General features: G+C 73.3%; 19 protein-coding genes. 9 read left to right on the forward strand and 10 right to left on the reverse strand.

Going from position 1 to position 26192, the window contains the following annotated elements; all coding sequences use genetic code 11:
- Positions 1 to 53 precede the first annotated feature (53 nt).
- Positions 54 to 1991: a SpoIID/LytB domain-containing protein gene (locus KZX45_RS14635; RefSeq protein WP_248258491.1), complete on the reverse strand. Its 1938-nt coding sequence runs from the start codon at positions 1989 to 1991 to the stop codon at positions 54 to 56.
- Between the two features lie 215 nt (positions 1992 to 2206).
- Between KZX45_RS14635 and rfbD the strand changes: the two genes are divergently transcribed.
- A complete protein-coding gene (gene rfbD / locus KZX45_RS14640; RefSeq protein ID WP_248258492.1) occupies positions 2207 to 3052 on the forward strand; it encodes a dTDP-4-dehydrorhamnose reductase in 846 nt (281 codons plus the stop codon).
- A gap of 21 nt (positions 3053 to 3073) precedes the next feature.
- Here rfbD and KZX45_RS14645 read toward each other — a convergent pair whose 3' ends face one another.
- The 3 genes from KZX45_RS14645 to KZX45_RS14655 all read right to left on the reverse strand — a co-directional run bounded on the left by KZX45_RS14645 (position 3074) and on the right by KZX45_RS14655 (position 7760).
- A complete protein-coding gene (locus KZX45_RS14645; protein WP_248258493.1) occupies positions 3074 to 4096 on the reverse strand; it encodes a hypothetical protein in 1023 nt (340 codons plus the stop codon).
- Between the two features lie 146 nt (positions 4097 to 4242).
- On the reverse strand, positions 4243 to 5112 hold the full coding sequence (gene rfbA / locus KZX45_RS14650; RefSeq protein ID WP_248258494.1) for a glucose-1-phosphate thymidylyltransferase RfbA: 870 nt from the start codon (positions 5110 to 5112) through the stop codon (positions 4243 to 4245).
- 95 nt (positions 5113 to 5207) lie between these two features.
- Complete coding sequence (locus tag KZX45_RS14655) at positions 5208 to 7760, reverse strand: BNR-4 repeat-containing protein (RefSeq protein WP_248258495.1); 2553 nt, start codon at positions 7758 to 7760, stop codon at positions 5208 to 5210.
- Positions 7761 to 8019: 259 nt separating this feature from the next.
- Here KZX45_RS14655 and KZX45_RS14660 point away from each other — a divergent pair, with 259 nt between their 5' ends.
- The 4 genes from KZX45_RS14660 (at position 8020) to KZX45_RS14675 (ending at position 12305) form a co-directional block, all read left to right on the forward strand.
- Entirely contained in the window at positions 8020 to 9237 is a 1218-nt protein-coding gene (locus KZX45_RS14660; protein ID WP_248258496.1) for a gamma-glutamylcyclotransferase, read from the forward strand.
- A gap of 55 nt (positions 9238 to 9292) precedes the next feature.
- Complete coding sequence (locus tag KZX45_RS14665; protein WP_248258497.1) at positions 9293 to 9958, forward strand: hypothetical protein; 666 nt, start codon at positions 9293 to 9295, stop codon at positions 9956 to 9958.
- The gene (locus KZX45_RS14670) at positions 9955 to 10575 is read left to right on the forward strand and encodes a hypothetical protein (protein ID WP_248258498.1); all 621 of its coding nucleotides are present in this window, start codon (positions 9955 to 9957) and stop codon (positions 10573 to 10575) included. Before KZX45_RS14665 ends, KZX45_RS14670 begins: the two co-directional genes overlap by 4 nt.
- Before the next feature lie 125 nt (positions 10576 to 10700).
- A complete protein-coding gene (locus KZX45_RS14675) occupies positions 10701 to 12305 on the forward strand; it encodes an FG-GAP-like repeat-containing protein (RefSeq protein WP_248258499.1) in 1605 nt (534 codons plus the stop codon).
- A 13-nt stretch (positions 12306 to 12318) separates the two neighbouring features.
- On the opposite strand, the gene KZX45_RS14680 is transcribed toward KZX45_RS14675, so the two are convergent.
- Together KZX45_RS14680 and KZX45_RS14685 are read right to left on the reverse strand one after the other, a co-directional pair.
- Positions 12319 to 13089, reverse strand: coding sequence for a TIGR03089 family protein (locus KZX45_RS14680; protein WP_248258500.1), 771 nt, complete (start codon positions 13087 to 13089; stop codon positions 12319 to 12321).
- A gap of 49 nt (positions 13090 to 13138) precedes the next feature.
- Positions 13139 to 13969: an inositol monophosphatase family protein gene (locus KZX45_RS14685; protein WP_248258501.1), complete on the reverse strand. Its 831-nt coding sequence runs from the start codon at positions 13967 to 13969 to the stop codon at positions 13139 to 13141.
- A 338-nt stretch (positions 13970 to 14307) separates the two neighbouring features.
- Between KZX45_RS14685 and KZX45_RS14690 the strand changes: the two genes are divergently transcribed.
- From KZX45_RS14690 to KZX45_RS14705, 4 genes are all read left to right on the forward strand, one after another.
- Positions 14308 to 14553, forward strand: a complete 246-nt coding sequence (locus KZX45_RS14690) for a WhiB family transcriptional regulator (RefSeq protein WP_248258537.1) — start codon at positions 14308 to 14310, stop codon at positions 14551 to 14553.
- A gap of 17 nt (positions 14554 to 14570) precedes the next feature.
- Positions 14571 to 18149: a glycosyltransferase gene (locus KZX45_RS14695; RefSeq protein ID WP_248258502.1), complete on the forward strand. Its 3579-nt coding sequence runs from the start codon at positions 14571 to 14573 to the stop codon at positions 18147 to 18149.
- On the forward strand, positions 18149 to 20020 hold the full coding sequence (locus KZX45_RS14700; protein ID WP_248258503.1) for a DUF5719 family protein: 1872 nt from the start codon (positions 18149 to 18151) through the stop codon (positions 20018 to 20020). Before KZX45_RS14695 ends, KZX45_RS14700 begins: the two co-directional genes overlap by 1 nt.
- A 70-nt stretch (positions 20021 to 20090) precedes the next feature.
- The gene (locus tag KZX45_RS14705) at positions 20091 to 20864 is read left to right on the forward strand and encodes a hypothetical protein (protein WP_248258504.1); all 774 of its coding nucleotides are present in this window, start codon (positions 20091 to 20093) and stop codon (positions 20862 to 20864) included.
- 42 nt (positions 20865 to 20906) lie between these two features.
- Here KZX45_RS14705 and KZX45_RS14710 read toward each other — a convergent pair whose 3' ends face one another.
- The 4 genes from KZX45_RS14710 to KZX45_RS14730 form a co-directional block, all read right to left on the reverse strand.
- Positions 20907 to 21497 carry a TetR/AcrR family transcriptional regulator gene (locus KZX45_RS14710; protein WP_248258505.1) on the reverse strand — a complete coding sequence of 197 codons (591 nt, stop codon included), beginning with the start codon at positions 21495 to 21497 and terminating at the stop codon, positions 20907 to 20909.
- Between the two features lie 127 nt (positions 21498 to 21624).
- A complete protein-coding gene (locus KZX45_RS20375; RefSeq protein ID WP_308221748.1) occupies positions 21625 to 23883 on the reverse strand; it encodes a cytochrome P450 in 2259 nt (752 codons plus the stop codon).
- A gap of 97 nt (positions 23884 to 23980) precedes the next feature.
- Positions 23981 to 25189 carry a serine hydrolase gene (locus KZX45_RS14725; RefSeq protein WP_248258506.1) on the reverse strand — a complete coding sequence of 403 codons (1209 nt, stop codon included), beginning with the start codon at positions 25187 to 25189 and terminating at the stop codon, positions 23981 to 23983.
- A gap of 49 nt (positions 25190 to 25238) precedes the next feature.
- Entirely contained in the window at positions 25239 to 26051 is an 813-nt protein-coding gene (locus tag KZX45_RS14730; protein ID WP_248258507.1) for an SDR family NAD(P)-dependent oxidoreductase, read from the reverse strand.
- Positions 26052 to 26192 lie beyond the last annotated feature (141 nt).

A 26192-nucleotide genomic window follows, 5' to 3' on the forward strand; every position in this document is an offset into this window, starting at 1 on the left:
GAGCTACGCCGGTGCCTCCGGAGCGCCCGGCGGCTGCCCCAGCGTATCGATCGTCAAGGGAGTCGTCGCACGCCGAGCGTGTCGGTGCCGTTACCGTCCCAGTCGCCCACCAGAACGATGTCCGTCGCACGTCCGAAGCTCAGCACGCGGTCTGCCGCGCCGCTTGCGATCGTGTTCTTGATGTGGAACTGGTTGCCCCGCCTCACGGTGAAGGTGTCCGTGCCGTTCCCGTCCCAGTCCCCGGCGTATACGTCGTCGGTGGCACGACCGTAAGGAACGACGGTGTCGGCGGCTCCGCCGGAGATCGAGTTCTTCACGTGGTACAGGTTGCCCCGGCGGACGGCGAACGTGTCTGTATCGTTGCCGTCCCAGTCTCCGACCACGACGGCGTCGCTCGCTCGCCCGTACGCGATGACCTTGTCCGCCGGTCCGCCGGTGACCGAGTTCTTTACGTGGTACTCGTTGCCGCGCCGTACGGCGAAGGTGTCCTTGCCGTCACCGTCCCAGTCGCCGACGAGCACCGTGTCACCGGGACGGCCGTAGGCGAATGTCACGTCCGCCTGGCCACCACGCAGTGTGTTCGTGACGAAGAATGTGTTGGCGCGCCGCACGGCGAGTGTGTCCGTGCCGTCGCCGTCCCAGTCGCCGACGAACACCTCGTCGGTGTACCTGCCGTACTGGAACTCGTGGTTGGCCTCCGACGTCCAGGCATCGTTGAGGAAGAAGCCGTAGCGCAACTGGGGAGGAGCGGTCGGCCGCCACCAGTGGGAGAACATCCTGAAGGCGGCGTCCCCGGTCGAGGTCAGTTCAACGTTCTCGGTCGTGCACTCAAGGCGTATCTTCTGAATGCGACCACCAAGCTCGCCGTTGCCGTCGCGGGAGACGACGACGAGGTTGCGCAGGCTGCCGCCGGAGGGGCACTTCTTCGCGACCGTGCTGACCTGCAGACGGTCGGTCCAGCGCGTCCGGGAGTCCCCGGTCGCGGTGCCGGTGTAGGGGTCGGGCCGCGCGACGAGGTAGGGCTTGCTGCCCTGCCGCGAGTAGCCACCGTTGGTGGCGGAGAACTGGGTGAAGGCGACCTGCCCGTCGTACCAACGGACCTCGCCCGCCGTGTCGCTGACGGCCTTGTCGGTGCTGGCCGCCTCCTTGGACGCCGGCTTGAAGTCCGCGCCGTCGGCGACGACGGCGGCACGCCCGCCGTAGACCTGGCACTGGGTCGTGTCGCAGGTGTCGAAGTGCTTGGCCTTGTGCTCGGTCAGGGCGTAGCTGCGGGCCGCGACGGCCTGCGCCCGGAGCGCGTCGGCGTGCCAGCCCGACGGGGACTCCCGGGGCACGACGCCGCGCAGGTAGTCCTCGAGCGGGAGGTGGTTGACGACGTCGAACGCCGTGGGGACCGACGCGCTGCCGACCAGGCGCAAGTTCCCGCGGTACCAGGTGCCGTCCGTCTCGTCCTGACGCGGAAAGACGGCCACGCCATCGCCGGTGGAGAACGTGAGCTGGCTGGCGCTCGACGTGTAGGTCGCCCGGACCGTGCCGTTGATCCGGTCGCGCTGCTCGATGGTGTACCCGGGAGCGTCCCGCCTGACCGTGAAGCGCCCCACGGCCTCGTTGACCACCCGGGCGCCGGTGGTCGAGTCCGTGACGGTCATCTTCTGCCCGGCCGGAACACCGAGGGTGACCGTGCCCGTCGGTGCGTAGGCGGTCAGCGCGACCCGGATGTCCGAGTTGGGCACCGTGCTCATCGTCGTGCCGGGGTAGTAGAAGTCCAGGATCGAGCGATACCCGACGCCCTGCTGCGCCGCGCCGAGCGCGCCCCACTGGGACATGCCGATGCCGTGGCCCCAGCCGCGCCCGTCGACGTCCCAGTAGCCGCTGGCCGGCGCCGGGTAGACCTCCTCGGCGGCGGCAGCCGGCCGGGCGCCGGTGACGACGCCGGCGAGGGCGAGGGTGCCCGCCAGCGCGACGGAGGCAAGCAGTCGAACGGTTCGCATGGAGGTCCTTTGTCGAGCGACGAGGAGGGGCGTTGGCGGACCCGCTCGTCTCCGGGTTCTTGATGCGGCGTGCGGGTGGTTTCGGAGGTCGGCCTCACGGTATCGCGCGCGGGGTGATAACGGACAGGGGTCTGCGCCTCACCCGGGAGACGCCGCGCCCTGCCCGGCCCGCCGCTCGTTAGGCTGCTCAGGAATTCGCGACGAAAGGGCGACAGATGCGTTGGTTAGTGACGGGTGCTGCCGGGATGCTGGGCACCGACCTGGTCGAACGGCTCAACACGGCGCACGAGGTGCGCGCCACGAGGCACGCCGACCTCGACATCACGGACGAGCGCTCGGTCGCCGCGGCGGTGCGTGACGTGGACGTCGTCGTCAACTGTGCGGCGTGGACCGCGGTGGACGACGCGGAGACCGACGAGGCGGCGGCGTTCACCCTCAACGCGGTCGGCCCGCAGCTCCTCGCCCGCGCCGCGCACCGGGCCGGGGCCCGGATGGTGCAGATCTCGACGGACTACGTCTTCGACGGCAGCGCGACGGAGCCCTACGCCGAGGACGCGCCGCTCGCTCCGGCGTCGGCCTACGGGCGGACCAAGGGGGCCGGCGAGTGGGCGGTGCGGGCGGAGTCCCCGGACCACCTCGTCGTGCGCACGGCCTGGCTCTACGGCGCGCACGGAGGCTGCTTCCCGAAGACGATGGCGCGACTGGCCGCGGACCGCGACGAGCTCCAGGTGGTGGCGGACCAGGTCGGGCAGCCCACCTGGACGGTCGACGTCGCCGACCTCGTGGTGCGTCTGGTGGAAGCCGGCGCACCCTCCGGCACCTACCACGCCACCTCGGGTGGCCAGGTGTCCTGGCACGGGTTCACGCAGCGCATCGTCGCCGCGCTGGGCAAGGACCCGGCCATGGTCCGGGAGACGACGTCGGACGCCTTCGTGCGCCCGGCGCCACGGCCCGCGTACAGCGTGCTCGGCCACGAGGCGCTCGAGCGTGCCGGGGTCGCCCCGATCGGCGCCTGGGACGAGCGATGGGACGCTGCGGCGTCGACCGTCCTGGCTGGCTGAGCCGCTCGCTCCGGGGCCGCTTCAGTCTGACCAGATGCTGTACTCCGTGACGAGCCAGCGCTGCCCGTCCCACGTCAGCGCCGTGGTCCCGACCGCCTGGTGGTCGAAGTCCTCCGCGTCCACCTTGCACACCGCTGTCGTGGCGGTCGGTGTCAGGCACTCGCCCACCGAGAACGGCCCCTGCACCTCGTAGAACTCGCCGAAGGCGTACATCATCTCTCTGGCCGCGTCGGGGGACGCCCAGCGGGCCAGCTCCGCCTCGTCGAGGGCCACGGCCGCCGCGACGGCGCGCTCCGCCACACCGCGGTAGAGCTCGTTCCGCCGCACGCCCAGCGAGTCCCGCCCGTCACCGTTCCAGTCGCCCACGAGCGTGGTGTCGCTCGCGCGACCGTAGACGACCGTCATGTCGGCCGGTCCTGGACGGATCTCGTTGGCGACGAAGTACTGGGCGCCCCGCCGGACCGTGAACGTGTCGTCCTCGTCGCCGTCCCAGTCGCCGACGTAGACCGTGTCGGTGGTCCTGCCGTAGACGGCCACCCGGTCGGCCGCACCCGGGGTAAGCGAGTTCTTCACGTGGTACGCCGACCCACGGCGCACGGCGAACGTGTCGTCCCCGTCGCCGTCCCAGTCCCCGACCAGCACCACGTCGTCCGCGCGCCCGTAGACGACGACGTCGTCCGCCGGTCCGCCGGAGAGGGAGTTCTTCACGTGGTAGGCGGCGCCGCGGCGGACGGCCAGCGTGTCGGTGCCGTCCCCGTCCCAGTCCCCCACGAGGACCACGTCGTCCGGCCGGCCGTAGGTGACGACGCGGTCCGCCCCACCGCCGCCGTGAGCGTTGCGGAAGTAGTAGGTCGCTCCCCGGCGGACGGCGAGGGTGTCCGTGCCGTCGCCGTCCCAGTCACCCACATAGATGCGGTCGGACGGACGACCGTACGAGTACGTCAGGTCCGCCCGGGTCGAGAAGGTGTTGGAGAGGTGGTAGTCGCTGCCGGAGCCGCCCACCTCGCCGCCCTTGGCTGCCGCCGGGCCCGCCGTGAGAGCCACGGCAGAAAGGGCACCGACGGCCGCCACAGCCGTCACACGTCGAGACGTCATCATCTCTCCCCAGATCGGGTCGGGCCTCCCCGCCGGCGCCCGCTCGAGCGTTCACCACGTTAACCGACCCGGGGCGCGTTGCACAGGGCGTGAGATCAGAGGCGGTGCGTCAGCAGCGCCATCAGGTACTCGCCGTACCCGGACTTGCGCAGCGGTTCCGCGCGCTCGGCGAGCTCGTCGTCGGAGAGCCAGCCCTTGCGCCAGGCGACCTCCTCGGGGCAGCCGATCTTCAGGCCCTGCCGGGCCTCGACCGTGCGGACGAAGGCGGTGGCGTCGGCCAGGGAGTCGAAGGTGCCGGTGTCGAGCCACGCGGTGCCGCGGGGGAGGACCTCAACCTTGAGCCGACCCTGCTCGAGGTAGGCCTTGTTGACGTCCGTGATCTCGTACTCCCCCCGGGCCGAGGGTTCGAGGTTCTTGGCGATCTCGACGACGTCGTTGTCGTAGAAGTACAGCCCGGGCACGGCGTAGGAGCTCTTGGGCTCGGCGGGCTTCTCCTCGAGGGAGATCGCCCGGAAGTCCTCGTCGAACTCGACGACGCCGTACGCCGTCGGGTCGGAGACGTGGTAGGCGAAGACGGCTCCGCCGTCGATGTTCTCGAAGCGGGCGAGGGTCTTGCCCATGCCGGGGCCGGAGAAGATGTTGTCGCCGAGCACCAGGGCGGCGGAGTCCTCGCCGACGAACTCCTCGCCCAGGACGAAGGCCTGCGCGAGCCCGTTGGGGACATCCTGGACGGTGTAGGAGATCGAGATGCCGAACTGGGAGCCGTCGCCCAGGAGGCGGCGGAAGGACTCGGCGTCGTGCGGGGTGGTGATCACGAGCACGTCGCGGATCCCGGCGAGCATCAGGGTGGTCAACGGGTAGTAGACCATCGGCTTGTCGTAGACCGGGACGAGCTGCTTGCTGACGCCCTGGGTGATCGGGTGCAACCGGGTGCCGGACCCGCCGGCCAGAATGATTCCTCGCATGGGCCCCTAGTCTGCCGCATCGGACTCTGCCCGGCCGACGCGGCTTCCGGGACCCGTGGGGCGGGGACTGCCGTCGATGCGCCGCCGCGAGGGCGTCACCCCGCCGAGGCGCCGAGCAGATGCCTGTCCACGGCGAGCACGTAGACGAACTGCGGCGGGTACTCCTCGAGGCCCTCCCCGTCGACCTGCGTGACATTCTGGACGAACACGTCGAGCTCTCTTTCAGAGCGCCAGAGATCCAGGTCGTAGCTCGGCTCCCACTCGCCGAGCGAGTCCTCGGTGAGATCGGCTATCTCCCACTCCTCCGCGTCCCCGTGCCGGGTGGCGAGCGACGCTTTGCTCCCGCGCTCCGCGTCGCGGATCACGAGGTGGATCGTCGCGTCGTCGCCCACTCCGCTCACGAGGATCTGCGGCCGAGCGATCGGAACAGCCTTAGTGCCGCCGCCACCCAGATGGAACGCGGTGCGTCGGATCCCCGTGTCGATGACCTCCCAGCCGGACGCGGCGGGCCCTGGCGGATCCGTCGGCTCCCCGGCCTGCTCAGTCGGCTCTGCCGTTGGGGAGGCGGTCGGTTCTGCTGTTGGGGACGCGGTCGACTCCACCGTCGGAGATTCACTCGGTTCTGCTGCGCGCGAGGCGGTCGGGTCCGCGCTGGGCTCCGGGCTCGGCTCGGCTTCGAGGAAGTCCGGCCGCACGACGCGGTACTGCACCGGCCCGCTGCCCTCCCGCCAGTATGAGGCGACGTACGGCTTGTCGTCGTCGTCGACGGTCATCGACGTCTGATTCATCAAGGAGCTGGCCTGCGGCACCACGGCAGCCACCTCCGCGTTGGTGTAGGTGATGGGTACCGCGTAGCTGCTGCCGTCTGACTTCTCCCAGGTCCTGCCGGTGGAGTCGACGGATCGGGCATAGAGGACGTTGTGATTCGTCTTCACGTCCGGGGTGTCGCGCCACGTCCAGCTAAGATGGAGCCGGCCCTTGGAGTCCACGGCCGCCTGCCAGTACGCGGAGCGCTGGTCCTGACCATCGATAAGATTGTCGTGCAGCCGCGCCCAGCGCGCCCGTGAGGTGTCGTAGCGGTTGAGCACCAGGTTGCCGTTGCCGGAGGCGCCGTCGCGGTACAGGAAGAACAGGTCACCGTCCGGCAGCCGGAAGAACTCTGGGTAGGTCACCACTCCTTCGTGGCTCCCTACCATGAGTCGTTCGCGCCCTAGCTCGAGCGAACCGGGCGCCACGGATCGCGCGTAGCGGAGTGGGCTGTTGTGGTGGCTCCACGCCACGTGCAGGTAACCCGCGCCGTCGACCGCGATGCTGATTGAGTTGTGCGCGTCCACGACGTTGCCCAGGTACGGCGTCCACTCGTACTCCCAGGCGCCTTCATCGCGGTCGCGCCGTGCCAGCACCAGCTGCCCCGACGGGTTGTAGTAGGCCGCGAACTGCATCGTCCGCCCGTCGATCTCCGCGGTTGTCAGGGAGCTCTTCCGGAATGCAGTGGCATTGACGGAGTTGTTCGCCCAACCAGGTGTCAGTCGCGAGAGGGTCGCCGCCTCCTCCACCGCCGTCGTCTCGCCCACGGCCTGGCTGATGCGGGAGTAGTTTCGATTGCGCCCGTCCCAGTCGCCGACGAGCACGACGTCGTCGGCGCGACCGTAGTTGGTGACCAGGTCTGCGGCCCCGTCCCGCAGAGAGTCCTTGATGTGGTACTCGTTGCCACGTCGCACCGTGAACGAGTCCCTGCCGTCGCCGTTCCAGTCGCCGACCAGCACGCTGTCGTCGGGGCGGCCGTAGGTGATGATCTGGTCGGCCCTGCCGCCGGAGATGCTGTTCTTGACGTGGTACTCGGCGCCGCGGCGTACGGCGAGGGTGTCGATGCCGTCGCCGTTCCAGTCGCCGACCAGCACGCTGTCCTCGGGGCGGCCGTAGGTGATGATCTGGTCGGCCCTGCCGCCGGAGATGCTGTTCTTGACGTGGAACTCGGCGCCGCGGCGTACGGCGAGCGTGTCGGTACCGTCGCCGTTCCAGTCGCCCACCAGCACGACGTCTGCCGAGCGGCCGTAGGCAATGGTGTCGTGTGCCTCGCCCGATGAGATCTCGTTCTTGAGGTAGTACGTCGACGCGCGCCGTACCCCGAGGGAGTCCTGACCCCAGTCGCGGCGCACGGTGAGGGTCATCCCTTCGAACTCCTGGACCCAGCGGTCGCCCTCTACACGCTCTCGGCCCACCGGCGCTCCCAGGGACTCGACGGCGCCACGCGAGTCGTACACCCGGAACATTGGGTAGATGACCGGGAAGGCGCCGTGCTCCGAGATGTACAGATTGCCGAGTTGGAACTCCTGGTAGGCGACGCCGGAGTCCGTGGTCGTCACTTCTCCGACCGGGTAGCCGAGCCTGCCGTGACCGCCGTTCGCGGAAAAGGCCTTGAACATGTTGCCGACCACCGGGTAACGGCCCGCCGGGCTGACGTAGAACCGGCCGTAGAGGTGATCGCGCGCATAAGCGTTGAGCCCGACCTGGTACTGGCCAGACGTCGCAGGTCCGAGGTCGTGCGTGCCGTTGTTCCAGACCCAGGTCTCGAGCGGCCCGACCGGCTCCTCCGGCTCCGTCGCCGCGACCGCCGGCGCGGCCGCGATCGCCGAGGCTGCGGCCATCGCCAGCACCGCTGTGCGCCGCCACCGCCAAGGGGACCCTGGCAGGTCCGGTTTCGCGCCGCCTACGTTCCGATTCACCAGGGAACGGTAACCGACGAAGACTGTCGGCGAGCCCCAATGCTCGGCGCTTGCTCCACGCACCTGCACGGGGTGTGCGAGTGCCGACGCTCGTGCGGCGCGTCTTCACCCGTGTCAGCCCACCGCTGCGTACCTTGAATCCGGACGACGACGTTTTTCCGACGCGGCAGATGGGAAATCGATGGCGGGCCTCAGGATCGCAGAAGGGCTGGTTATCGGCATCCTCCTCGCTGGCCTCGTGGTCGGAGGAAGCCCCTCCGCCACGGCCAAGGGTGGCGAGATCGGCGGGACCGGCCAGCTCTATCTGTTCTCCGACGACTTCGGTACGAGCGCCAGCCGCGAGCTGATCTACGGCAGATCCTGGGATCGCGTGCTGGTGGGCGACTGGGACGGGGACGGCAGGGACACTCTGGCGGTGCGGCGGGACAGGAGCTACCACATCAAGAACAGCCTGACCGGTGGTGCAGCGGACCGTGTGGTGGATTACGGCCGCGACGACGACGTGGTGCTGGTCGGTGACTGGGACGGGGACGGCAGGGACACTCTGGCGGTGCGGCGGGGGAGCCTGTACTTCTTCAAGGACGACCTGTCGGGCGGTACGGCGGACAGGGTGGTGGGCTATGGCCGCGACGACGACGTGGTGCTGGTCGGTGACTGGGACGGGGACGGCAGGGACACCCTCGCGGTGCGGCGGGGGAGCCTGTACTTCTTCAAGGACGACCTGATTGCCGGTGCAGCCGACCGGGTGGTGGGTTACGGCCGCCCCGCCGACGTCGTAGTCGTGGGGGACTGGGACGGAAACGACGCCGACAGCCTCGCTGTCCGCCGGGAGAACTACTACTTCGTCGCGAACGGTTTCGGCGGCGGCGAGGCAGACCTTGTGGTGCCCTACGGCCGGGCGAGTGATGCCGCCCTCGTGGGCGACTGGGACGCCGACGGCACGGACACGCTGGGCCTGCGCCGCCCGTCGCCCGTTCCGGCCCAGCCCACCAGCCAGCCCCCGGTGCTCGCCTACGGCACGCTCCGCAGCGGCCAGAGTGCCCACTCGGTGATCGGCCGCACCGTCAAGGAGGCGCTCAGCCGCGCCCCGGGCCTGGACCTGTACATGATCAGCGGGTACAGCTTCCCGTGGGCCGTCCCGAACGCCGTGAACACCGCAGGTATCGCCGGAGAGCTGTTCTGGTTCCCCTCCTCCACCTACTGGAGCGACATCGCCCGGCTGGACCGGTACGAGCGGTACGACCCCTCGAGGCCGGCGAGCGACCAGCTCTACACCAGGGAGCGCCGCGCCACGTCGTACGGGGTGGGTGCATGGGTCTACGTCGCGACGCCCCGCTGGGCGAGCATCGCCCGCGACCGGGGCACCCGGATCCCGTCGGGGGACTACGTCAGATGGTGACCGCCGCCACGAGCACGTCCGGCCCGTGCCCGGCGGCCAGGACGAAGGAGCCCGGATGCGCAGGATGACATTCCCCGCCCTCACCGGCGGTCTGGCACTGGGGATCGGAGCGCTGCTCTCCGCGCAGGCGCCCGGGGCCGGCGACGCCCTGCCCGCGGAGACATCGACCTCCCCGAACTCCTCGCAGTCCTCCTCCGAGAGCCTCGACGTGGCGACCACCGCCCCGGACGGGGTCGGAGCGGGCCCCGTGGAGGTGTCGGGACGCGGCCACGTCCTGAAGGACCTCGGCGAGCCCGCCGGGCTGACGAGCACCCGCGGCGACGACGTGATCTTCCAGATCAGCATCGACGCGGCACGGGTGACGGCCACCTGCCCGGGCCGGGGCGTCGACGTCTCGCCGGCGAACGGGCACTTCCTCGTCCTCGAGGTCACCGCCACGCTGAGCGAGGAGGCCGCGAACGCCGCCGACCCGGGCCAGGACGTGTACATGCCCCTGGTCGCCGAGACCTTCGACATCATCGGCCCCGGCGGCGCGCCCCAGGAGACCACGGTCACCGACGCCTCCTGGGCGTGCTTCGAGGGCGACGAGCTCCTCCCGCCGTTCCTCGAGCCTGGCACGACCGTCTCCGGCAAGGTCGTCCTGGACGCCGCCAACGACAGCGGCCGGGTCGTCTACGCGCCGGACGGCGCGGCGGGGTGGGAGTGGGAGTTCCCGGGATGAGAGGCGCGCTGCACGTCACCGCACTGGCGGCGGCCGTGCTGGCCCTGTCGGCCTGCGCGCCGGTGGAGGACGGCAGGGGCCCGGTCCCCCCGGCCGGGAACGCGTCGCCGACGGCGGACGGGGCGCCCGGCACCGGCCCGGGGCAGGCGTCCGCGGCGTCGGGGCCCGCCAGCCGCGGACATGAGGTCGTCGTGCCCGGGACGACGGTCCGGCACAGCACCGACATCGCGGGGGCGGAGCTGGAGATGACCGTGGCGGGCGTGGAGGTGCTGGAGAGCTGCCCGGGCCGCGGCCTCGAGGTCGAACCGCGCCTGGGCCAGTTCGTGGTCCTCGACGTCAGGGCCTCGCTCGTCGGCCCGGACGGGGGAGCGCCCGGTGCCGACGCCTTCGCCGCGCTCACTCCCGACGTCTTCGGCATCGCCGCGCCGGACGGGCGCGTCCAGGAGATCGTCGTCACGGAGGGGGCGTGGGGCTGCTACGAGGACGCGGAGCTGCTGCCCCCGTTCGTCGATCCGGGCGAGACGGTCCGCGGGAAGGTCGTGCTTGACTCCGCCACGGAGCACGGCTGGGTGATCTACGCGCCGGAGCCGACCACAGGCTGGGAGTGGAAGTTCTGAAGATCGGAGGACAATGCTGGATGGGCGTCGTCTGAAGTCCTCTTCCGGCCCGCCGGCGGCACATGAGGAGGACAATTCCTGGCATCCGGCGGGCTCGGCAGCCGGGTGGCGTCAAGGGGACGACGATGGTGCAGCGTCGCGGAATCTCGGCTGGTCGGCGTGCGGCGGGGTGGCTGGCTGCCCTGCTCCTGGCCCTCGTCGGCATCACGCCCCTGCTGCCCGCCGCCCCGGCGTCGGCGGCCACCCTGTACGGCCATGACATCTCCTGGCCGCAGTGCCCGGCACCCGGCGGCTTCGGGCTCCCGATGCCGCCGGCGTCGAGCCAGTTCGTCATCGTCGGCCTGACGAGGGGGCTCGCGTTCACGGAGAACCCGTGCCTGGCGGACCAGGTGGCGTGGGTGCGCGCGAACAGCAAGCCCGCGCACGCCTACGCCATGGCCACGTTCCCCACGGCGTCGCAGCTCAGCACCTACCGCAACGCCGGGCCCTGGCACGGCACCACCCGCGCCGCGCAGCTCAGCAACGTCGGCTACGCCGAGGCGACGGCGGCCGTCGCGTCGCTGAGGAAGGTCACCTGGCGCCCGCCCGTGGTCTGGATCGACGTCGAGCCGCGCCCGGCGCAGCCCTGGCCGAGCGCGACGGCGCAGCAGCGGCTGGAGAACCGGTACGTGGTCGAGGGCCTCATGCGCGGGCTGCGCGAGGCGGGCTTCTCCTACGGCCTGTACTCCTACGCCACGGGCTGGCAGGAGATCACCGGCGGCTGGCGGCTCCCCGCCGTCCCCGTCTGGGCCACCGCCGGCCGACTCGACTATCCGACCGAGGCGGCGGACCGCTGCACCCAGCCGAGCTTCTCCGGCGGGCGGGTCCACCTCTCGCAGTGGTACGACGACACCCGCGACTACGACCGCACCTGCGGCACCTACGCCTTCACGCCGCTGCCCGTCCCTCCCGCTTCCATGACCGGCTCGTCCAGCGACCTGGACGGTGACTGGCGCAACGACGTCCTCGCTCGCTCCGGCGACGGCGGGCTCTGGCTCTACCGCGGCAACGGGACCGGCGGCTGGCTGCCCCGGCAGCAGATCGGCAACGGCTGGAACGGCATGGACGTCATCGACACCGCCGGCGACTTCAGCGGCGACGGCCGCCCCGACGTCCTCGCCCGCGAGCAGGCCACCGGGTACCTGTGGCTCTACCGGGGCAACGGGACGGGCGGGTGGCTGCCGCGGGTGCGGGTCGGCACCGGCTGGAACGGCATGAGCGCGATCTTCTCGCCCGGCGACCTCGACGGCGACGCGCGTGTCGACGTCCTGGCCCGCGTCCGCTCCACCGGCGAGCTGTGGCTCTACCGCGGCAACGGGACCGGCGGCTGGCTGCCCCGGGTGCGCGTCGGCACGGGCTGGAACGGCATGAGCGCGCTGCTCGGGCCCGGGGACCTCACCGGCGACGGCGCGGCGGACGTGCTGGCCCGCGAGGCCGGCACCGGCCGGCTCGTGCTCTACCCCGGCGACGGCCGGGGCGGGTGGAGGCCGCGCATCACCTACGGTCCCGGCTGGAACGCGATGAGCGCGCTCGTCGGCCCGGGCGACTTCACCGGCGACCGCGTCCCCGACCTGCTCGCCCGCGAGGCCGCGACCGGGTACCTGTGGCTCTACCCGGGCAACGGGGCCGGCGGCTGGCAGGCGCGGGTGCGCGTCGGCGTGGGCTGGCAGTCCATGACCGCGCTGGCCTGAACGGCCGGAGCGGCTACCAGCGCAGGTCCACCCGCTCGTCGGCGGCGATCCGCTCCAGCGTCGGCTCGTCGGTCCCCGGCTCGGTCAGCACCAGCGACCCGCCCGACCGCCACACCGCCAGCGCCTGCTCGAGGAGCGCGGCCAGGTCCCGGGGCATCACGAGTGCCCGTACCGGCACGGCGTCGTCGTCGTCCTCCTCGCCCTCGGGCGGGCGCCCGAGCTCGAGGGTGCCGCGCGCCCAGTCCGCGAGCTCGCCGAAGGTCGCCTCCAGGCCCGCCCCGACGAGTGCGACGTCGTCGTCCTCGGGCTCCGAGACGTAGCCGAGCTGGTCGCCGTAGCTCATCAGCTCGGCGGCGGCGTCGATCACCTCGGCCGGCAGCTCGGGCCCGTCCCAGGACATGGCGAGGGCCGGGAGCGCGACGGCGAGCACCAGGTCCGCATCGTCGACGCCGGGCGCCTCCTCGGGGTTGGTGGTGACGACGACGTCGACGTCCTCGACCTCCTCGTCCGGCAGGACCACGCGTGCCCCGGTGGTCCACGCAGCCAGCGCCCAGACCAGCGTGCGCCAGTGGACGGGCAGGTCCAGGACCACGGTGGTGCCGGGCCCGGCGTCGACCTCCTCCACGAGCAGGTTCGCCGCCTTCGTCACCCAGTTGGCCAGGACGCGCCCCGAGAGCTCGGTCCGCTCGCCGTCCGAGCCGTACCAGGTCAGCCTGGGTGAGGCGCCGTCGTGGCCGAACGCGTCCAGGAGGCGGCCGGGGAGCGTGTCGGGGTGGGTGGTCATGCCTCTGAGGGTACGGCGCGAACGCGGGTCCGTGCCGTCCGATTCCGGTCTACTCGATCGGGTGCCGGTGGTCGCGGACGATCTCCGTGACCTGCGGATACTCGGCGTCCCCGGCGAACGCGGCGTAGTGCGGCGCCTCGTACACGGCCGTCGTCAGCTCCGCGCCGTCGAGGTAGCCGCGGAAGCTGCCGCCGGCCTGGCGCACGAGCAGCGCGCCGGCGGCGATGTCCCACGGGTGGGTGGAGGTGCCGAACGTGCAGTCCGCCCAGCCGGCCGCGACGTGGGCCAGCGCCAGCGCGCCGGAGCCGCCCCGGCGCACCGAGCGGAACTCGTCCACGAGCCTCGCGAACCGCTCCCCGGCGGCGGGACCGGCGGCGACGTCGCGCGCCGCGGGGTAGTCGGTCAGCAGGGTGGCGCCGGAGGCGTGCGGCGCCCCGGCGGAGCGCAGCGTCCGGCCGTCCAGCCACGCCCCGGTCAGGTCGGCGGCGAAGAGGTTCTCCGCGACGGGGTCGTAGATGACCCCGGCCGTCAGCTCGCCGTCGACGGCGGCCGCGATCGAGACGCAGAACTGCGCGATCCCGCGGGCGAAGTTGGCGGTGCCGTCGATGGGGTCGACCAGCCACAGCACCGACCCGTCGCCCACGCTGCCGCCCTCCTCGCCAAGAATCCGCGAGTCCGGGTGGAGGCGGAGGATCGCGGCGCGCAGGATCTCCTCGCTGGCCGTGTCGTACCTGGTCACCAGGTCGTGGTGGTCCCGCTTGAACGCCACCTCCACCTGCGCGCGGAACGCCTCGCGGAGCATGGGCCCGACGGCGGTCGCGGCCTCGGCGGCCACCTCCCGCAGCGCGGTGGAGAGGGCGGTGAGGTCGGTCACGGGCACGGCTGTCCTCCATCGTCGGTGTGCGGCCATCCTGCCAGGGCCCCGACGGCGGGGCAGGGGCCCGCCGGGAGCCGCCGGGCGGTGCGGCTCTGGCAAGATTGCGGATCTGGTCACCGCCGTTCCCGACACGCCGGGCGACACGCCGCAGAGCGTCCTCGAGGGCGATTTTCCGCCCCATATAGCACCCATACCGCTTGACGAACGAGGATGACACGCGTGTAATTCAGGGGTCAGGTCCGCTGGAGGGAAGGGAAGAAGCCGTGTGGAACATTCTCGGTGATGGTCCGCTGACCTTCGGCATGCCGGAGGAGGCGCAGGGGGCCGAGGTGCTGAGCCTCATGGGCACCGACGTCCTCGACGAGGGCGCGCTCGCCTGGCAGGACCGTGCCCTGTGCGCGCAGACGGACCCCGAGGCGTTCTTCCCCGAGAAGGGCGGCTCCACCCGCGAGGCCAAGCGCGTGTGTACCTCCTGCGAGGTGCGTGCCGAGTGCCTCGAGTACGCGCTGGAGAACGACGAGCGGTTCGGCATCTGGGGCGGGCTGTCCGAGCGCGAGCGTCGCAAGCTCAAGCGCCGCGCCGTCTGACCCGGCCGCCTCGCTTCATGGCGGCCCAGACCACCACACCCGTTCGGCCCTCCACGCTCGCCGTGGTGGTCAGCGCCGGCGTCTCCGTCTACCTCCAGCGCACGCTCGCCGCGCTCGCGGCCCAGACCCATCTGCCCGAGGTCGTCCTCGTGGTCGACGTCGGCGCGCCCGGACGCGACCTGGGCACCGGCGTGCCGGTCCACGACGCCGTGGCCGGCGCCCGCCTCGACGAGGTCACCCGTGTGCGCGTCGTCCGCGCGCCCGAGGCGGCCACGTTCGGCGAGGCCGTGCGCCAGGGCCTCGAGCAGTACGGCGAGCTCGTCGAGCGCGCCGCCGAGCGGGCCCGCAAGCGCGAGCGGGCCACCGGGTCGCTCAGCGGCTCCTGGTCGCGGGTGACCGGGGAGCTGACGCCGGTGACCACCGGGGAGATCCGCGCCGTGGGGGTGCTCGGGCACGCCCCCGACCCCGGGGCGCGCCCGGACTGGCTCTGGCTCCTGCACGACGACTCAGCGCCCCACCCGGCCGCGCTCGACCAGCTCCTCCACGCCGCGGAGTCCGGCCGCTCCGTCGCGATCCTTGGCGCCAAGCAGCGGGACTGGGCGGAGCCGGACCGGCTCCTCGAGGTCGGGGTCCGCGCCACCCGCACCGCGCGCCGCGTCGCCGACATCGAGCCCGGAGAGATCGACCAGGGTCAGCACGACCACCGCGAGGACGTCCTCGCCGTCGGCACCGCGGGCGCCCTGGTCCGGCGTGCCGTGTGGGAGGAGCTCGGCGGGACCGACCCGGCCCTCGGGCCGTTCGGCGACGGCCTCGAGCTCTCCCGACGCGCCCGCCTCGCCGGCCACCGCGTGGTCGTGGTGCCCACCGCCGTCGTCCACCACGCCCGGGCCTCCTACCTCGGGCTGCGGGGCGGGCCGACGGCGCAGCCGGGGGAGGCCCTGGCGGCCGACGGGCCGGACGCGCGCCGGTCCTTCCTGGCCCGCCGCCGGGCGCAGCTGTACAACGGCCTGGTCGCCGCCCCCGCGGCGCTCGTGCCGGTGCTCGTCGCGGGGCTCCTGCTGCTGGCGCCGCTGCGCGCCCTGTGGCGCGTGGCCACCAAGGAGATCGGGCTCGCCGGCGCGGAGATCGCCGCCGCGCTGGCCGTCCTCGCCCAGCTCGGCGCGCTCCGGCGGGCCCGGCGGCGGACGGCCCGCGTGCGCCGCATCCCGGCCCGGGCGCTCGTGCCGCTCCAGGCGAGCGGGCAGGAGATCCGGCGCGCCAAGCGGGACGTCCGCCGCACCGCCGCGGCCGCCCGCCACGCCGCCCAGGCCCCGAGCGAGCTCGAGATCGCCGAGCGTGCCGCGCTCGCGCGCCGCCGCCGCACGGGCGCCACCCTCACCCTGGTCCTCCTCACGGCCCTCGCGCTGGCGGCGTTCGCGCCGCTGGTCCTCGCCGGCCCGCTGACGGGCGGGGCCCTGCTGCCCGCCGACGCGACCTGGGGCGAGCTCTGGCGGGCCGCCCGCACCGACTGGGTCGGCGCGGGTGACGGTCACCCGGGGCCGGCCGACCCCCTGCTGCAGGTGCTGGCCGTGGCGATGCTGCCGCTGGCGCCGTTCGGGGCGTCGGCCAACGCGCTCGTCACCGCCCTGGTGGTCCTCGCCGTCCCGCTCGCCGGGCTCGGCGCGTGGTTCGCGGCCGGCGCGGCGACCCGCTCGGTGGGGCTGCGGGCCTGGGCGGCGGTGACCTGGGCGCTGGCCCCGGCCCTGCTGCTGGCCGCCGGGCAGGGCCGCCTCGGCGCCCTCCTCGCCCACGTGCTGCTCCCGTGGGTGGCGCTCGGGATCGCGCGCGCCGTGGCGGTCGACCGCCGCGACGTCGTGCTCTCGGGGATGGTCGGTGCCAGGCGCACCGCCCGCGCCCGTGCGGCCGAGGCCGCGCGCGCGGGAGAGGTGAGCCGGGATGCGGAGGTGCCGGACCTCGAGGGCCCCGCCGCGCCGGACGGCGCCGTCACCACCAGCCGCACCCGGGCGGGGTCGATCGCCGCGGGCGCCGGGGCGGCCCTGGCGCTGGCCGGCGCGGCGGCCGGCGCGCCCGTGCTGCTGCCGGCGTCGCTCGTGACCGTCGTCCTGCTCGCCCTGGTGGTCCCGCGGCGACGGCGGGTGCTGCTCGCCGTCCCGCTGCCTGCGCTCGTCGTGCTCGGCCCCCTCGTCGCGGCCGCCGTGAGCGACGTCGGGGCTGGCAGCTGGCGTCTGCTGCTCGCCGACCCCGGGGTGGCCCTCGCCTCCGACGCCGGACCCTCCTGGCTCGCCGTGCTCGGCTGGCCGGTCGAGCCCCCTCCGCTGCCCGGCCTCGGCGCTGACGGCGCCGCGGCCGTCCTGGCGCAGTGGGGGACGGCGCTGGGCGGAGCCACGCTCGCCGTGGGCGCTCTGCTCGCGCTGCTGCGCGGGACCGGACGGGCGTGGGCCGTGCGCGCGGGCTGGCTGGTCGCGCTCGTGGGGCTGGTCGCCGCGCTGGTCGCGGCGCGCACCGACGTCGCCGTCGGCGCCGGGCCGGACGGCGTGACGCAGGTGGTGCGCGGCTGGGCCGGCCCCGGGACGTCGCTCGTGGTCCTGGGCCTGCTCGTCGCCGTCGTCTCGGCGGGGGACGGCCTGCGTGCCGCGCTGGGCAGCCGAACCTTCGGCGTCGGGCAGGTCGCTGTCGCGGTCCTGGCGCCGGTGCTCGTGCTCGGCCCCCTGGGCACCGCCGCCGGGTGGCTGGCCTCCGTCCACCAGGGCGGCGACGACGCACCTACGCAGGTCCTGGCCGTCCACGGACGGGGAGCCGCCCCGGTGCCCGCCGTCGCCGCCGAGATGCAGGGCTCGGGGGCCCGTTCGCGCGTGCTCGCCCTCAGCCCCGCGGGCGAGACCCTGCGCGCCGAGATCTGGCGCGGCGCCGGGCCGCAGCTGACGGCCGCGTCGGCCGTCGCGGCCCTGCGCGACCTCGCCCCGGACGAGCTCGACGCGGCGGACGCCGAGATCGCGCGGACCGTCGCCGCGATGTCCGTGGGCGCGGGCGAGGACGTCGCCGAGGTGCTCGGGGGCCACGCCGTCGGCATCGTCGTCGTCCCGCCGGAGCCCGCCGACGTGCCCGCCGGCATGGAGCCGACCACCACCGAGCGGGCGGCGCTGATCGAGCAGCTCGACGCGACCGCGGGCCTCGACCGGGTCACCGAGAACGAGTCCGGCGTCATCTGGCGGGTCTCGCGCGAGTCCGGGCAGCCCGGCTCGGCCAGCTCGGTGGCGCGCGCCCGCGTGGTCGACGCGGACGGCGCCTGGGAGCAGGACGTCGAGGCGGGGCCGACCCGGATCGGCACCGAGCTGCCCTCCGGGCCCGAGGGTCGCACCCTCGTGCTCGCCGAGCGCGCCGACCCCGGCTGGCGCGCCTGGTACGACGGCCGGCCGCTGCGCGCGACCACCGACGGGTGGCGCCAGGCCTTCGAGCTGCCCGCCCACACCGGCACTCTGACCGTGAGCCACGAGGCGCCGGGCGGCACGGCGTGGGCGTGGGTGCAGGGCATCGTCGTCGGCCTCACCGTGCTGCTGGCCCTGCCGATACGCCGACGCCGGACGGAGGTGGAGTGATGCGCGAGGACCAGGGCCGCGGGCCGGGCCGCGAGGAGGACCCGGTCGGGGAGAACGTGGGGGAGCGGACGACGGCGGAGCCGGACGCAGCGGTGGACGGGACCGCGGCCGGCGAGACTGCCGAGCCCGGCGCCGACGTGCCCCCCACCGGCGCCTCCCCCGACGGGCCGGGTGAGCCGACCGCCGCGGACGCCGCCGCCGACGCTTCGCCCGAGGACGACGCCGTTACCGACGTTCCGCCCGAGGTCGACGCTGCCGACGCTTCGCCCGAGGACGACGCCGATCCGGCGGACGATGCCGCCCCGGTCGCGTCCGTGTCCGAGCCCCGCCCCTCGCGGCGGCGGAGCGTCGCCCGCGGCCTCGGCCTGACCGTCTCCGGCCTGGCGCTGGTCGCGGCCGCCGCCGGCGCCGTCGTCGGTGCCGCTGCCTGGCCGGCGGGCGAGCGGCAGCCGGTCGAGGCGGGGGTGGTTGACGTTCCCGCCGGGCCGGTCGCCGCGGTGTGCGCGGGTCCGCCCGCGCTCACGGCGGGAGAGGGGATGTCGGTCGACCCCGAGCTCGACCCTGCCGACGTCACCCCCACCACGCTGACGCAGCTGCTCACCCTGCCCCGCGGGGACGCCGGAGCCGCCCAGGCCACCTACACCCCGCTCGACGGCGAGCCGCAGGAGCTCGCGCGCGCCGGGCAGGTCCGGGCGCTCGAGGTCCACGACGCCGGCGGCGGTGCGCTCCTGCGCGCCGAGCCGGTCGGTGACGTCGCCGCGCTCCCCGCCGGCGCCACCCTCACCCGCACCGACGCCGGGGACCTGCGCGGCCTGGCCGCCGCCCCGTGCCAGGGGCCGCAGAGCACCACCTGGCTGGTCGGCGGCGGCACGGACCTCGGCCAGAGCGCCCAGCTCGTGCTCACCAACACCGGTGACACGCCGGCCACCGTCACCGCGACGATGTGGACGACCCTCGGCCTCGCCGACGCCGCCCGGCTCGCCGAGATCGTCGTCGCCCCGCACAGCGAGACGACCGTGCTGCTGGAGGGCGTCGCCACCGGCGACCCCGCCCTCGCGCTGCGCGTGGACGCCACCGGCGGCCAGGTCGCCGCCCGAGTGCAGGACCACCAGCTCGACGGTCTCGTGGGAGCGGGCGTCGCCGTCGTCACCCCCGCCGCCCCGCCCGCGCTCACCGTGACGGTCCCCGGCGTGGTGCTGACCGAGTCCGGGACGGACGATCCCGCCGCCTCCGCCGTACGCCTGGTCAACCCCGGCGAGGAGACGGCGACCGCGTCCGTGACCCTGCTCGGCCCCGACGGCGAGGTCGAGGTGCCCGGGGCCGAGGACGTCGTGCTCGACCCCGGAGCCGTGCTCGACCTCACGCTCGCCGGCGTCGACGCCGGCGCGTACGCCGTCGAGATCACCGCCGACCGGCCGGTGACCGGCGCCGTCGTCCTGGCCCGGGTCGGCAGGGCCGGCGAGCTCGACCCCGACGTCCCGCCGGTCGAGCGGGCGTGGACCCCCGCGGCCGACCCGGCAGCCACAGGCGTCCTGCTCACGCCGGGGCTCGGCGAGGTCGTCGACGCCGCGACCCTGACCCTGACCAACCCGGGCGCGGACGACGTCGAGACCGAGCTCGTCCCGGTCGGCGACGGCGGGACGCTGGGTGAGCCGGTGGGCGTCACCGTGCCCGGCCGCAGCACCGTCACCGCCGACGCCGCGAAGCTCGCCGGGGGGACGGTCGCCGTGCAGGTGCGTACCGAGGGAGGGACCGGCGTCCTCGCCGCCAGCGTGCTCACCGCGGAGGCGGGCGACGGCGAGCTGGTCAGCGTGCTGCCGCTCTCGCCGGACCCGCACGCCGCCCGCTCGGTGCGCGTCGAGGTGCGCTGACCGACCGGCTCGCGTGCGTCGGCCGTTCACCTCCCGGCCATGACGAGTTCACGTGCCTACCATGCTCGGCATGGACGCCCAGGGTCGGCCCGCCGGCGGGGTCGCCGACGTCGAGCGCGACCCGGCGCCGACCGGGCTCCCGTGGCGGGGCGTGCTGCTCGTCCTCTGCGCCGGCTCCCTCCTGCTCGTCGCGTCGAGCTGGGTCACCCTCGAGCTCGTCACTCACCCCTTCTTCCAGGTCGGCGGGGGCGGGCACGCGTACCTCAACGTCGGCGTCGAGGGCAACGTGCCGAGCTGGTGGTCCGTCGCCATGCTCGTCGCGGGGGGCGCGGCTTTCCTCGCGGCAGGATGGCTGAGCCGGGCGACGGGCCACGGAAGGGTGCTCACGTGGTGGTCGGTGGGCGCGATCCTGGTGCTGTTCGCCCTGGACGAGGGCACCATGCTGCACGAGAAGCTCTACGAGCCGGCGCAGAGATTCGCCTCGACGGACGACATCCCCTTCGTGTGGCTCGTCCTGGGGGTTCCGCTGGCGGTCGCCGTCGTCGCGGTCTTCCTGCTCCTCGCGCGAGGACTGCCGCGGAGCACGCGCCAGCTGCTGGCCGTCGGCATCGTGGTCTTCTTCGCCGGGGCCGTGGGCCTGGAGGCGGTGGCCAGCTTCATGCACACGCGCGGGGCGGGGCAGAGCGCCGCGCTCGTCGCGATCTACCACGCGGAGGAGCTGCTGGAGATGCTCGGGGCCGCGCTCATCGCGGTCGCCCCGCTGCGGGCGGTGCACACCCGTCGACTCGAGGGCGGTCTCCTCCTGGACATGGCACCGGCTCACGCCGACGGGGACGGCGTCTGAGCGGGCGTGCCGAACCTCAGGAGCGCGACGGAGCCGCCGGGGTCACCTGCGCAGCAGCACGAGCCACTGCTCCGCCAGCGCCCGCACCACGGCGTCGAAGTTCGCGTCGTGCCCGCGCACGATCGCGAAGTGAAAGTTCCGGTCGACGGACATCTCGAGGGCGACGGCGTGGACGTGGGCCTGCGCCCGGGCCGCCTCGTCGGGCTGCCGGTCGAGCAGTCGTGTCATCGACGCGGCCGTGCGCTGGACCATGGCGAACCACTCGTCGGCCACCGCGGGCTCGTTGGCGAGCGCCTGCTCCATCGCGGCGTACTCGTTGCGGGAACGTCGCCACTGCTCGGCGTGCCGGTGCAGCCAGGCGCTCACTGCTTCGAGATCTGGGTCGACCAGGGCGTCGAGGGCGCGGTAGTCGGCGGCCACCCCGGCCTCGAGGTCCCTCATGAGGCCGACGACGACCTCGGCCTTGGACCGGAAGTGGAGGTAGAAGGTCGCCCGGGAGACGCCGGCAGCGCGGGCGATGGCCTCGGCGCTCGTCGCCGGGTATCCCTGCTCGACGAAGAGCTCACGGGCCGCGCGCACGAGCTCCTCGCGGGTGGCCCGCTTCTGCTCGATCCTCGTCATCGGCGCAGCCACGCCATCTCCTCGCTCGGGGTAGGGGTCCGACGGTCCCGAACCCTAGCGGGGACGACGGCGCAGCCGCGCCTGCGCCGTCGTCCCGGGGCGGGTCCGTCCCACCGCGGGGCGACGGACCGCCGCTCGCTCAGCGCTCGAGGACCAGGCGCGGGCACCCCTTCTCCGCCCGGGAGACGCAGATCATCATCGTGGCGTTCGCGTCCTGCTCCGCCGGGGTGAGGATGGAGTCGCGGTGGTCGGCGCGGCCGGTGACGATCCGCGTCTCGCAGGTGCCGCAGGTGCCCTCCTGGCACGAGGAGAGCGCCGAGATGCCCGCCTCCTCGGCCACCTCGAGGATCGACCGGCCGGGCGGGACCATGGCGGTGACGCCCGACTCGGCGAACTCGACCTCGAACTCGGTGTCGGGCTCGCTGCGTGCCACCGTCCTCGGGGCGAACCGCTCGGTGTGCAGCGACCCGATCGGCCAGTGCGCGCTCGCCGCCTCGACCGCCTGGAGCAGGGGCTCGGGCCCGCAGCAGTAGATCAGCGTGTCCGGCGCGACCTCGCCCAGGAGTCCGCCCAGGTCGAGCAGGCCGTGCTCGTCCTGCGGGCGCACCTGGACCTTCTCGCCGTAGGCGGCGAGCTCGTCCAGGAAGGCCATCGAGCTGCGGGTGCGCCCGCCGTAGAGCAGCGTCCACTCCGCGCCCTGCGCCTCGGCCGCCTCGATCATCGGCAGGATCGGCGTGATGCCGATGCCGCCGGCGACGAAGACGTACCGGGGCGAGTCGCGGAACCGGAAGTTGTTCCGGGGCCAGCTGACCGTGACCGTCGAGCCCGCGCGCACGTCGTCGTGGAGGAAGATCGACCCGCCGCGGCTCGCCGGCTCGCGCAGCACCCCGATGCGCCAGCTCTCCGGCCGGGCCGGGGAGGAGCACAGCGAGTACTGGCAGACCCGGCCCGCGCCGTCGGCCCCCGTGCGGACGTCGATGTGGGCGCCGGGCTTCCACTCCGGCAGGGCCTCGCCGTCCGGATGCCCGAGCACGAGCGAGACGACGCCGTCGGAGGCCTCGGTGCGTTCGAGGACGGTCAGGTCCATCTGGCGCAGCACCTTCTTCTGCTGGCGCGCGACGTCGGTGACGTCCCACTCGACCGGCAGGTTCCGGCGCACGGGCAGCAGCGCCATGCGGACGAACTCCAGCGGCACCTCGGCCGCCGGTCGCAGGGACGGCAGCCGCTCGAAGAGCACCTTCAGCGCCGTCGCGCCCTGCACGCGAGCGAGCGACTGGCCCAGGCAGGTGTGCCGGCCCTGCGTGAACGTCAGGTGGTCCTCCGGGTCCGGGCGGTGGGTGTCGAACTCGAACGGCCGCGGCGTCCGGGAGGGGTCCGTGTTGGCGCTGGCGAGGGCCAGCCACACCATGTCGCCCTTCCTGATCTGCGCGTCGCCGATCTCGACGTCCACCTGCGCCTGTCGGGAGGCGAACGTCGAGGAGGGGCGGCGGCGGACCGTCTCCTCGAAGACGCGCGGCCACAGCTCGGGGTCCGCGAGCGCGTCGACCAGCGCCTCGGGGTTCCGGTCGAGGAAGAGCACGGCGTTCGCGATCGCCTGCGTGGTGGAGTCGACTCCGGCGGCGGCGAACTCGGTCAGGTGCAGCGCGATCTGCGCGGCGCTCAGCGTGGGCGTGCCGTCCTTCTCGCGCACCGCGGCCATGTCCGAGATGAGGTCCTCGCCCGGGCTCTCCCGGCGCTGCTCGACGATCTCGCGCAGGTACAGGCTCGACGCGACGTAGCGGTCCCACACCTCCGAGCGGCGCGGCTCGGGCAACGGCTCCTGGGCGCTGGCCAGCACGGCGAAGAAGTCGTCGCGCAGCTGGCGCATCATGGCGTCGTCCTCGTAACCGAGGCCCATGTGCGCCATGATCGTCTGCGTCGTCAGCTCCAGGGCGTACTCGGTGACGAGGTTCGCGCTGCCTTTGGCCTCGAACTTGTCGATCACGCGGTGGGCGCGGGCCTCGATCTCGGGCTGGAGGGCCTCCATGCGGGCCTTGGTGAACCCCCGCTGGGCCACGAAGCGGTGCACGGTGTGGGTGGGCGGGTCCGAGCCCACGAGCATCTGCGAGATCAGCTCGGGGGGCATGACGTCCCGGTACTGCTCGGGCACGTCGATGAGGCCGCTGTTGGCGCCGGAGGTGAACTTCTGCCAGTCGCCGAGGATGGCCTCGGCGTCCTCGCGCCGAGTGACGATCCAGGCGCCGAGGTAGGGGTAGAAGAACACGGGGTGCTCGTCTCGCACGGCGGCGAAGTGTCGGGCGGGGTCGCTGTAGTAGTCGTCGCCCATGGCGTCGAAGCCGTGCGCGACGGGGCAGCGGGCGGGCGGGGCGCCGGCGGTGGGCGCTTCGGTGGTCGTCATCTCTCGACTCCTGTGTCGGGGTGGCTGGTGTGGCGTGTGGCGGTTGGGGCGGCCGCGGTCCGGCGTCGGCCGTCGCCGGGGGCTGGGCGGTCGGTGGTCAGAGGGCGGCCGCGACGGCCATGGTCGAGATCTTCTGGAAACGGGCCACGTTCTCCGACTCCTCCATGACGCCGGCGGACAGGAACACGAGGGTCAGATCCCGGTCCGGGTCGATCCAGAACAGCGAGGACCCGGCGCCGTAGTTGCCGTGCGTGCGCGGCGACGTGAACGGCCCGAAGAAGTTCGGGGCGGTCCCCGTGCCGCTGAGGGAGAACCCGAGCCCGAAGTTGCCGGCCGGGATCTCCCAGCCGCGCGCCACGGCCATCTGCGCGTACAGGTCGTTGGGCATGTCGCCGGTCTGCAGGGTGGTCGCCTGCTCCAGGACAGCCGGCGCGATGAGGTGCTCGCCGTCGACCTCTCCCTTGCGGCGGATCATCTCGGCGAAGGTGAGGACATCGGCGGCCGTGCTGACCGAGCCCACCCAGGGCATCTCGGCGTCCTCGGTGATGTAGCGGTTGAGGCACTCGATGTCCTCCGGTGAGAGGAAGCCGCCCTCGGGCAGGTACACCTTCAGCGGCACGGCCTCCCCCGCCAGGGCTGTCGGCAGCCCGAAGGACGTGCGCGTCATGCCGAGCGGCTCGAAGATCAGCTGGCGGGCCAGGTCGCGGAAGGAGTCGGCGCCGTAGGCCCGGCGCACCATCTCGCCCATGAGCGCGTGGTTGATCGACGGGGCGTAGTTGAGGTTCGTGCCCGGCTCGAACAGCACGTCCACGCGGCTGAGCGCCTCTATGACGTCCGCCAGGTTGCCGAAGCGATCCGGGCCGAGGCCGGGGTTCGGTGTCGGCGGCATGCCGGAGCGGTGGGTGAGCAGGTGCGCCAGGTTGATCTTGTCCTTGCGCAGCATGTGGAAGGGGTCGGTGCCGAGGAACTCGGGGATGAGGTCGACCACACGGGTGGACAGCGCGATCCTGCCTTCGCCCAGCGCGCGGTAGGCCATGGCGTTGGTGAAGGCCTTGGTCAGGGAGAGCACCCGGAACACGGCGTCCGGCTGGAGGGGGCGGCCGGTGGCACGCTCGGCGTAGCCGATCGTCTCGTCGAGGACGACCTGGCCGTGCCGGGCGAGGACGACGTGGACGCCGTCGTAGGAGCCGGCCTCGATGTCCCGGGCGATCTCGTCGGTGAGGCGGCCGAGGGCGCGGCGGTCGACGTCGTCGAGCGTGGTGACGGCCGGGACGGCCGCGGGCCGCGGGTCTGCGGTGGTGGTCATGCTGGTCTTCCTTCCCCGTGGTTCGTGGTCGGCGCGTCGTCGCGGCGCGTCACTGCATGACGAGCCCGCCGGAGGGCGAGATCGTCTGGCCGGTGTAGTAGGAGCCCTCGTCGCTGGCGAGGAACAGGACCGTCTGCGCGACCTCGGCCGGGGTCGCGGTACGGCGGATGGGCTGCATGCCCACGAGGAAGTCGATGAACTCCTCGTCGCTCTGGCGGAACAGCGGGGTGTCGACGGCGCCGGGGGCGAGCGCGTTGACTCGGATGTTGAACGGGGCCAGCTCGATCGCTGTCTCCCGGGTGAGCCCGAGCACGCCGGCCTTGGAGGCCGGGTAGTACGCGGGCATGGCCACGCCCATGAGCGCGGCAGCCGACGAGAAGTTGACGATGGCGCCCCCGCCGGTGCGCTTCATCAGCGGTGCGGCCGAGCGGGTGGTGAAGAACGGGCCGTGCAGGTTGATCCTCACGACGCGGTCGAAGTCCTCGTCGCTGATGTGCTCGAGGAACTCGGGCCGGTGCTGACGGCCCTCCTTCATCGCCACGAAGCCGGCGTAGTTCTGCTCGTTGAGCTGGTCCAGCGCCACCTTGTTCGGGGCGTTGACGCCTGCGGCGTTGACCAGCACGTCCAAGCGGCCCTGCTCGGCGTCCAACCGATCGAACGCGGCGCGCACGGCGGCTCCGTCGGAGATGTCCAGAGGAACCGAGACCGAACGGGGGATCGCGGCGAAGGACTCGGCGAGCCGGTCCGCGGAGATGTCCGCCCCGTACACGACGGCGCCCTCGACGGCGAAGGCCTCCGCGGCGGCCAGGCCCATGCCGGACGCGGCGCCGGTGACGAAGGCGACCTTGTTCTCGAACCTCACGTGCTCCTCCTCGAGTGCATGGAGGTGGGAACTCGGTGACCCACCTCACGTGCGGAGCACCCTCGCACACTCACTAGACACCTGTCTACCGAGTTGCTGACGGGCTGTCGCGAACCGCGCGGTCCAGCCGAGACGCCACGA

The organism is Georgenia sp. EYE_87 (genome assembly GCF_023148685.1).
In the GTDB taxonomy this organism is placed as follows: domain Bacteria; phylum Actinomycetota; class Actinomycetes; order Actinomycetales; family Actinomycetaceae; genus Georgenia.

Coding starts and splice junctions, on each gene's coding strand:
- KZX45_RS14635 (WP_248258491.1), bottom strand. CDS start 1,991: ATGCGAACCGTTCGACTGCTTGCCTCCGTCGCGCTGGCGGGCACCCTC.
- rfbD (WP_248258492.1), top strand. CDS start 2,207: ATGCGTTGGTTAGTGACGGGTGCTGCCGGGATGCTGGGCACCGACCTG.
- rfbA (WP_248258494.1), bottom strand. CDS start 5,112: ATGCGAGGAATCATTCTGGCCGGCGGGTCCGGCACCCGGTTGCACCCG.
- KZX45_RS14655 (WP_248258495.1), bottom strand. CDS start 7,760: ATGGCCGCAGCCTCGGCGATCGCGGCCGCGCCGGCGGTCGCGGCGACG.
- KZX45_RS14660 (WP_248258496.1), top strand. CDS start 8,020: ATGGCGGGCCTCAGGATCGCAGAAGGGCTGGTTATCGGCATCCTCCTC.
- KZX45_RS14665 (WP_248258497.1), top strand. CDS start 9,293: ATGCGCAGGATGACATTCCCCGCCCTCACCGGCGGTCTGGCACTGGGG.
- KZX45_RS14670 (WP_248258498.1), top strand. CDS start 9,955: ATGAGAGGCGCGCTGCACGTCACCGCACTGGCGGCGGCCGTGCTGGCC.
- KZX45_RS14675 (WP_248258499.1), top strand. CDS start 10,701: ATGGTGCAGCGTCGCGGAATCTCGGCTGGTCGGCGTGCGGCGGGGTGG.
- KZX45_RS14680 (WP_248258500.1), bottom strand. CDS start 13,089: ATGACCACCCACCCCGACACGCTCCCCGGCCGCCTCCTGGACGCGTTC.
- KZX45_RS14690 (WP_248258537.1), top strand. CDS start 14,308: ATGGGCACCGACGTCCTCGACGAGGGCGCGCTCGCCTGGCAGGACCGT.
- KZX45_RS14695 (WP_248258502.1), top strand. CDS start 14,571: ATGGCGGCCCAGACCACCACACCCGTTCGGCCCTCCACGCTCGCCGTG.
- KZX45_RS14700 (WP_248258503.1), top strand. CDS start 18,149: ATGCGCGAGGACCAGGGCCGCGGGCCGGGCCGCGAGGAGGACCCGGTC.
- KZX45_RS14705 (WP_248258504.1), top strand. CDS start 20,091: ATGGACGCCCAGGGTCGGCCCGCCGGCGGGGTCGCCGACGTCGAGCGC.
- KZX45_RS20375 (WP_308221748.1), bottom strand. CDS start 23,883: ATGACGACCACCGAAGCGCCCACCGCCGGCGCCCCGCCCGCCCGCTGC.
- KZX45_RS14725 (WP_248258506.1), bottom strand. CDS start 25,189: ATGACCACCACCGCAGACCCGCGGCCCGCGGCCGTCCCGGCCGTCACC.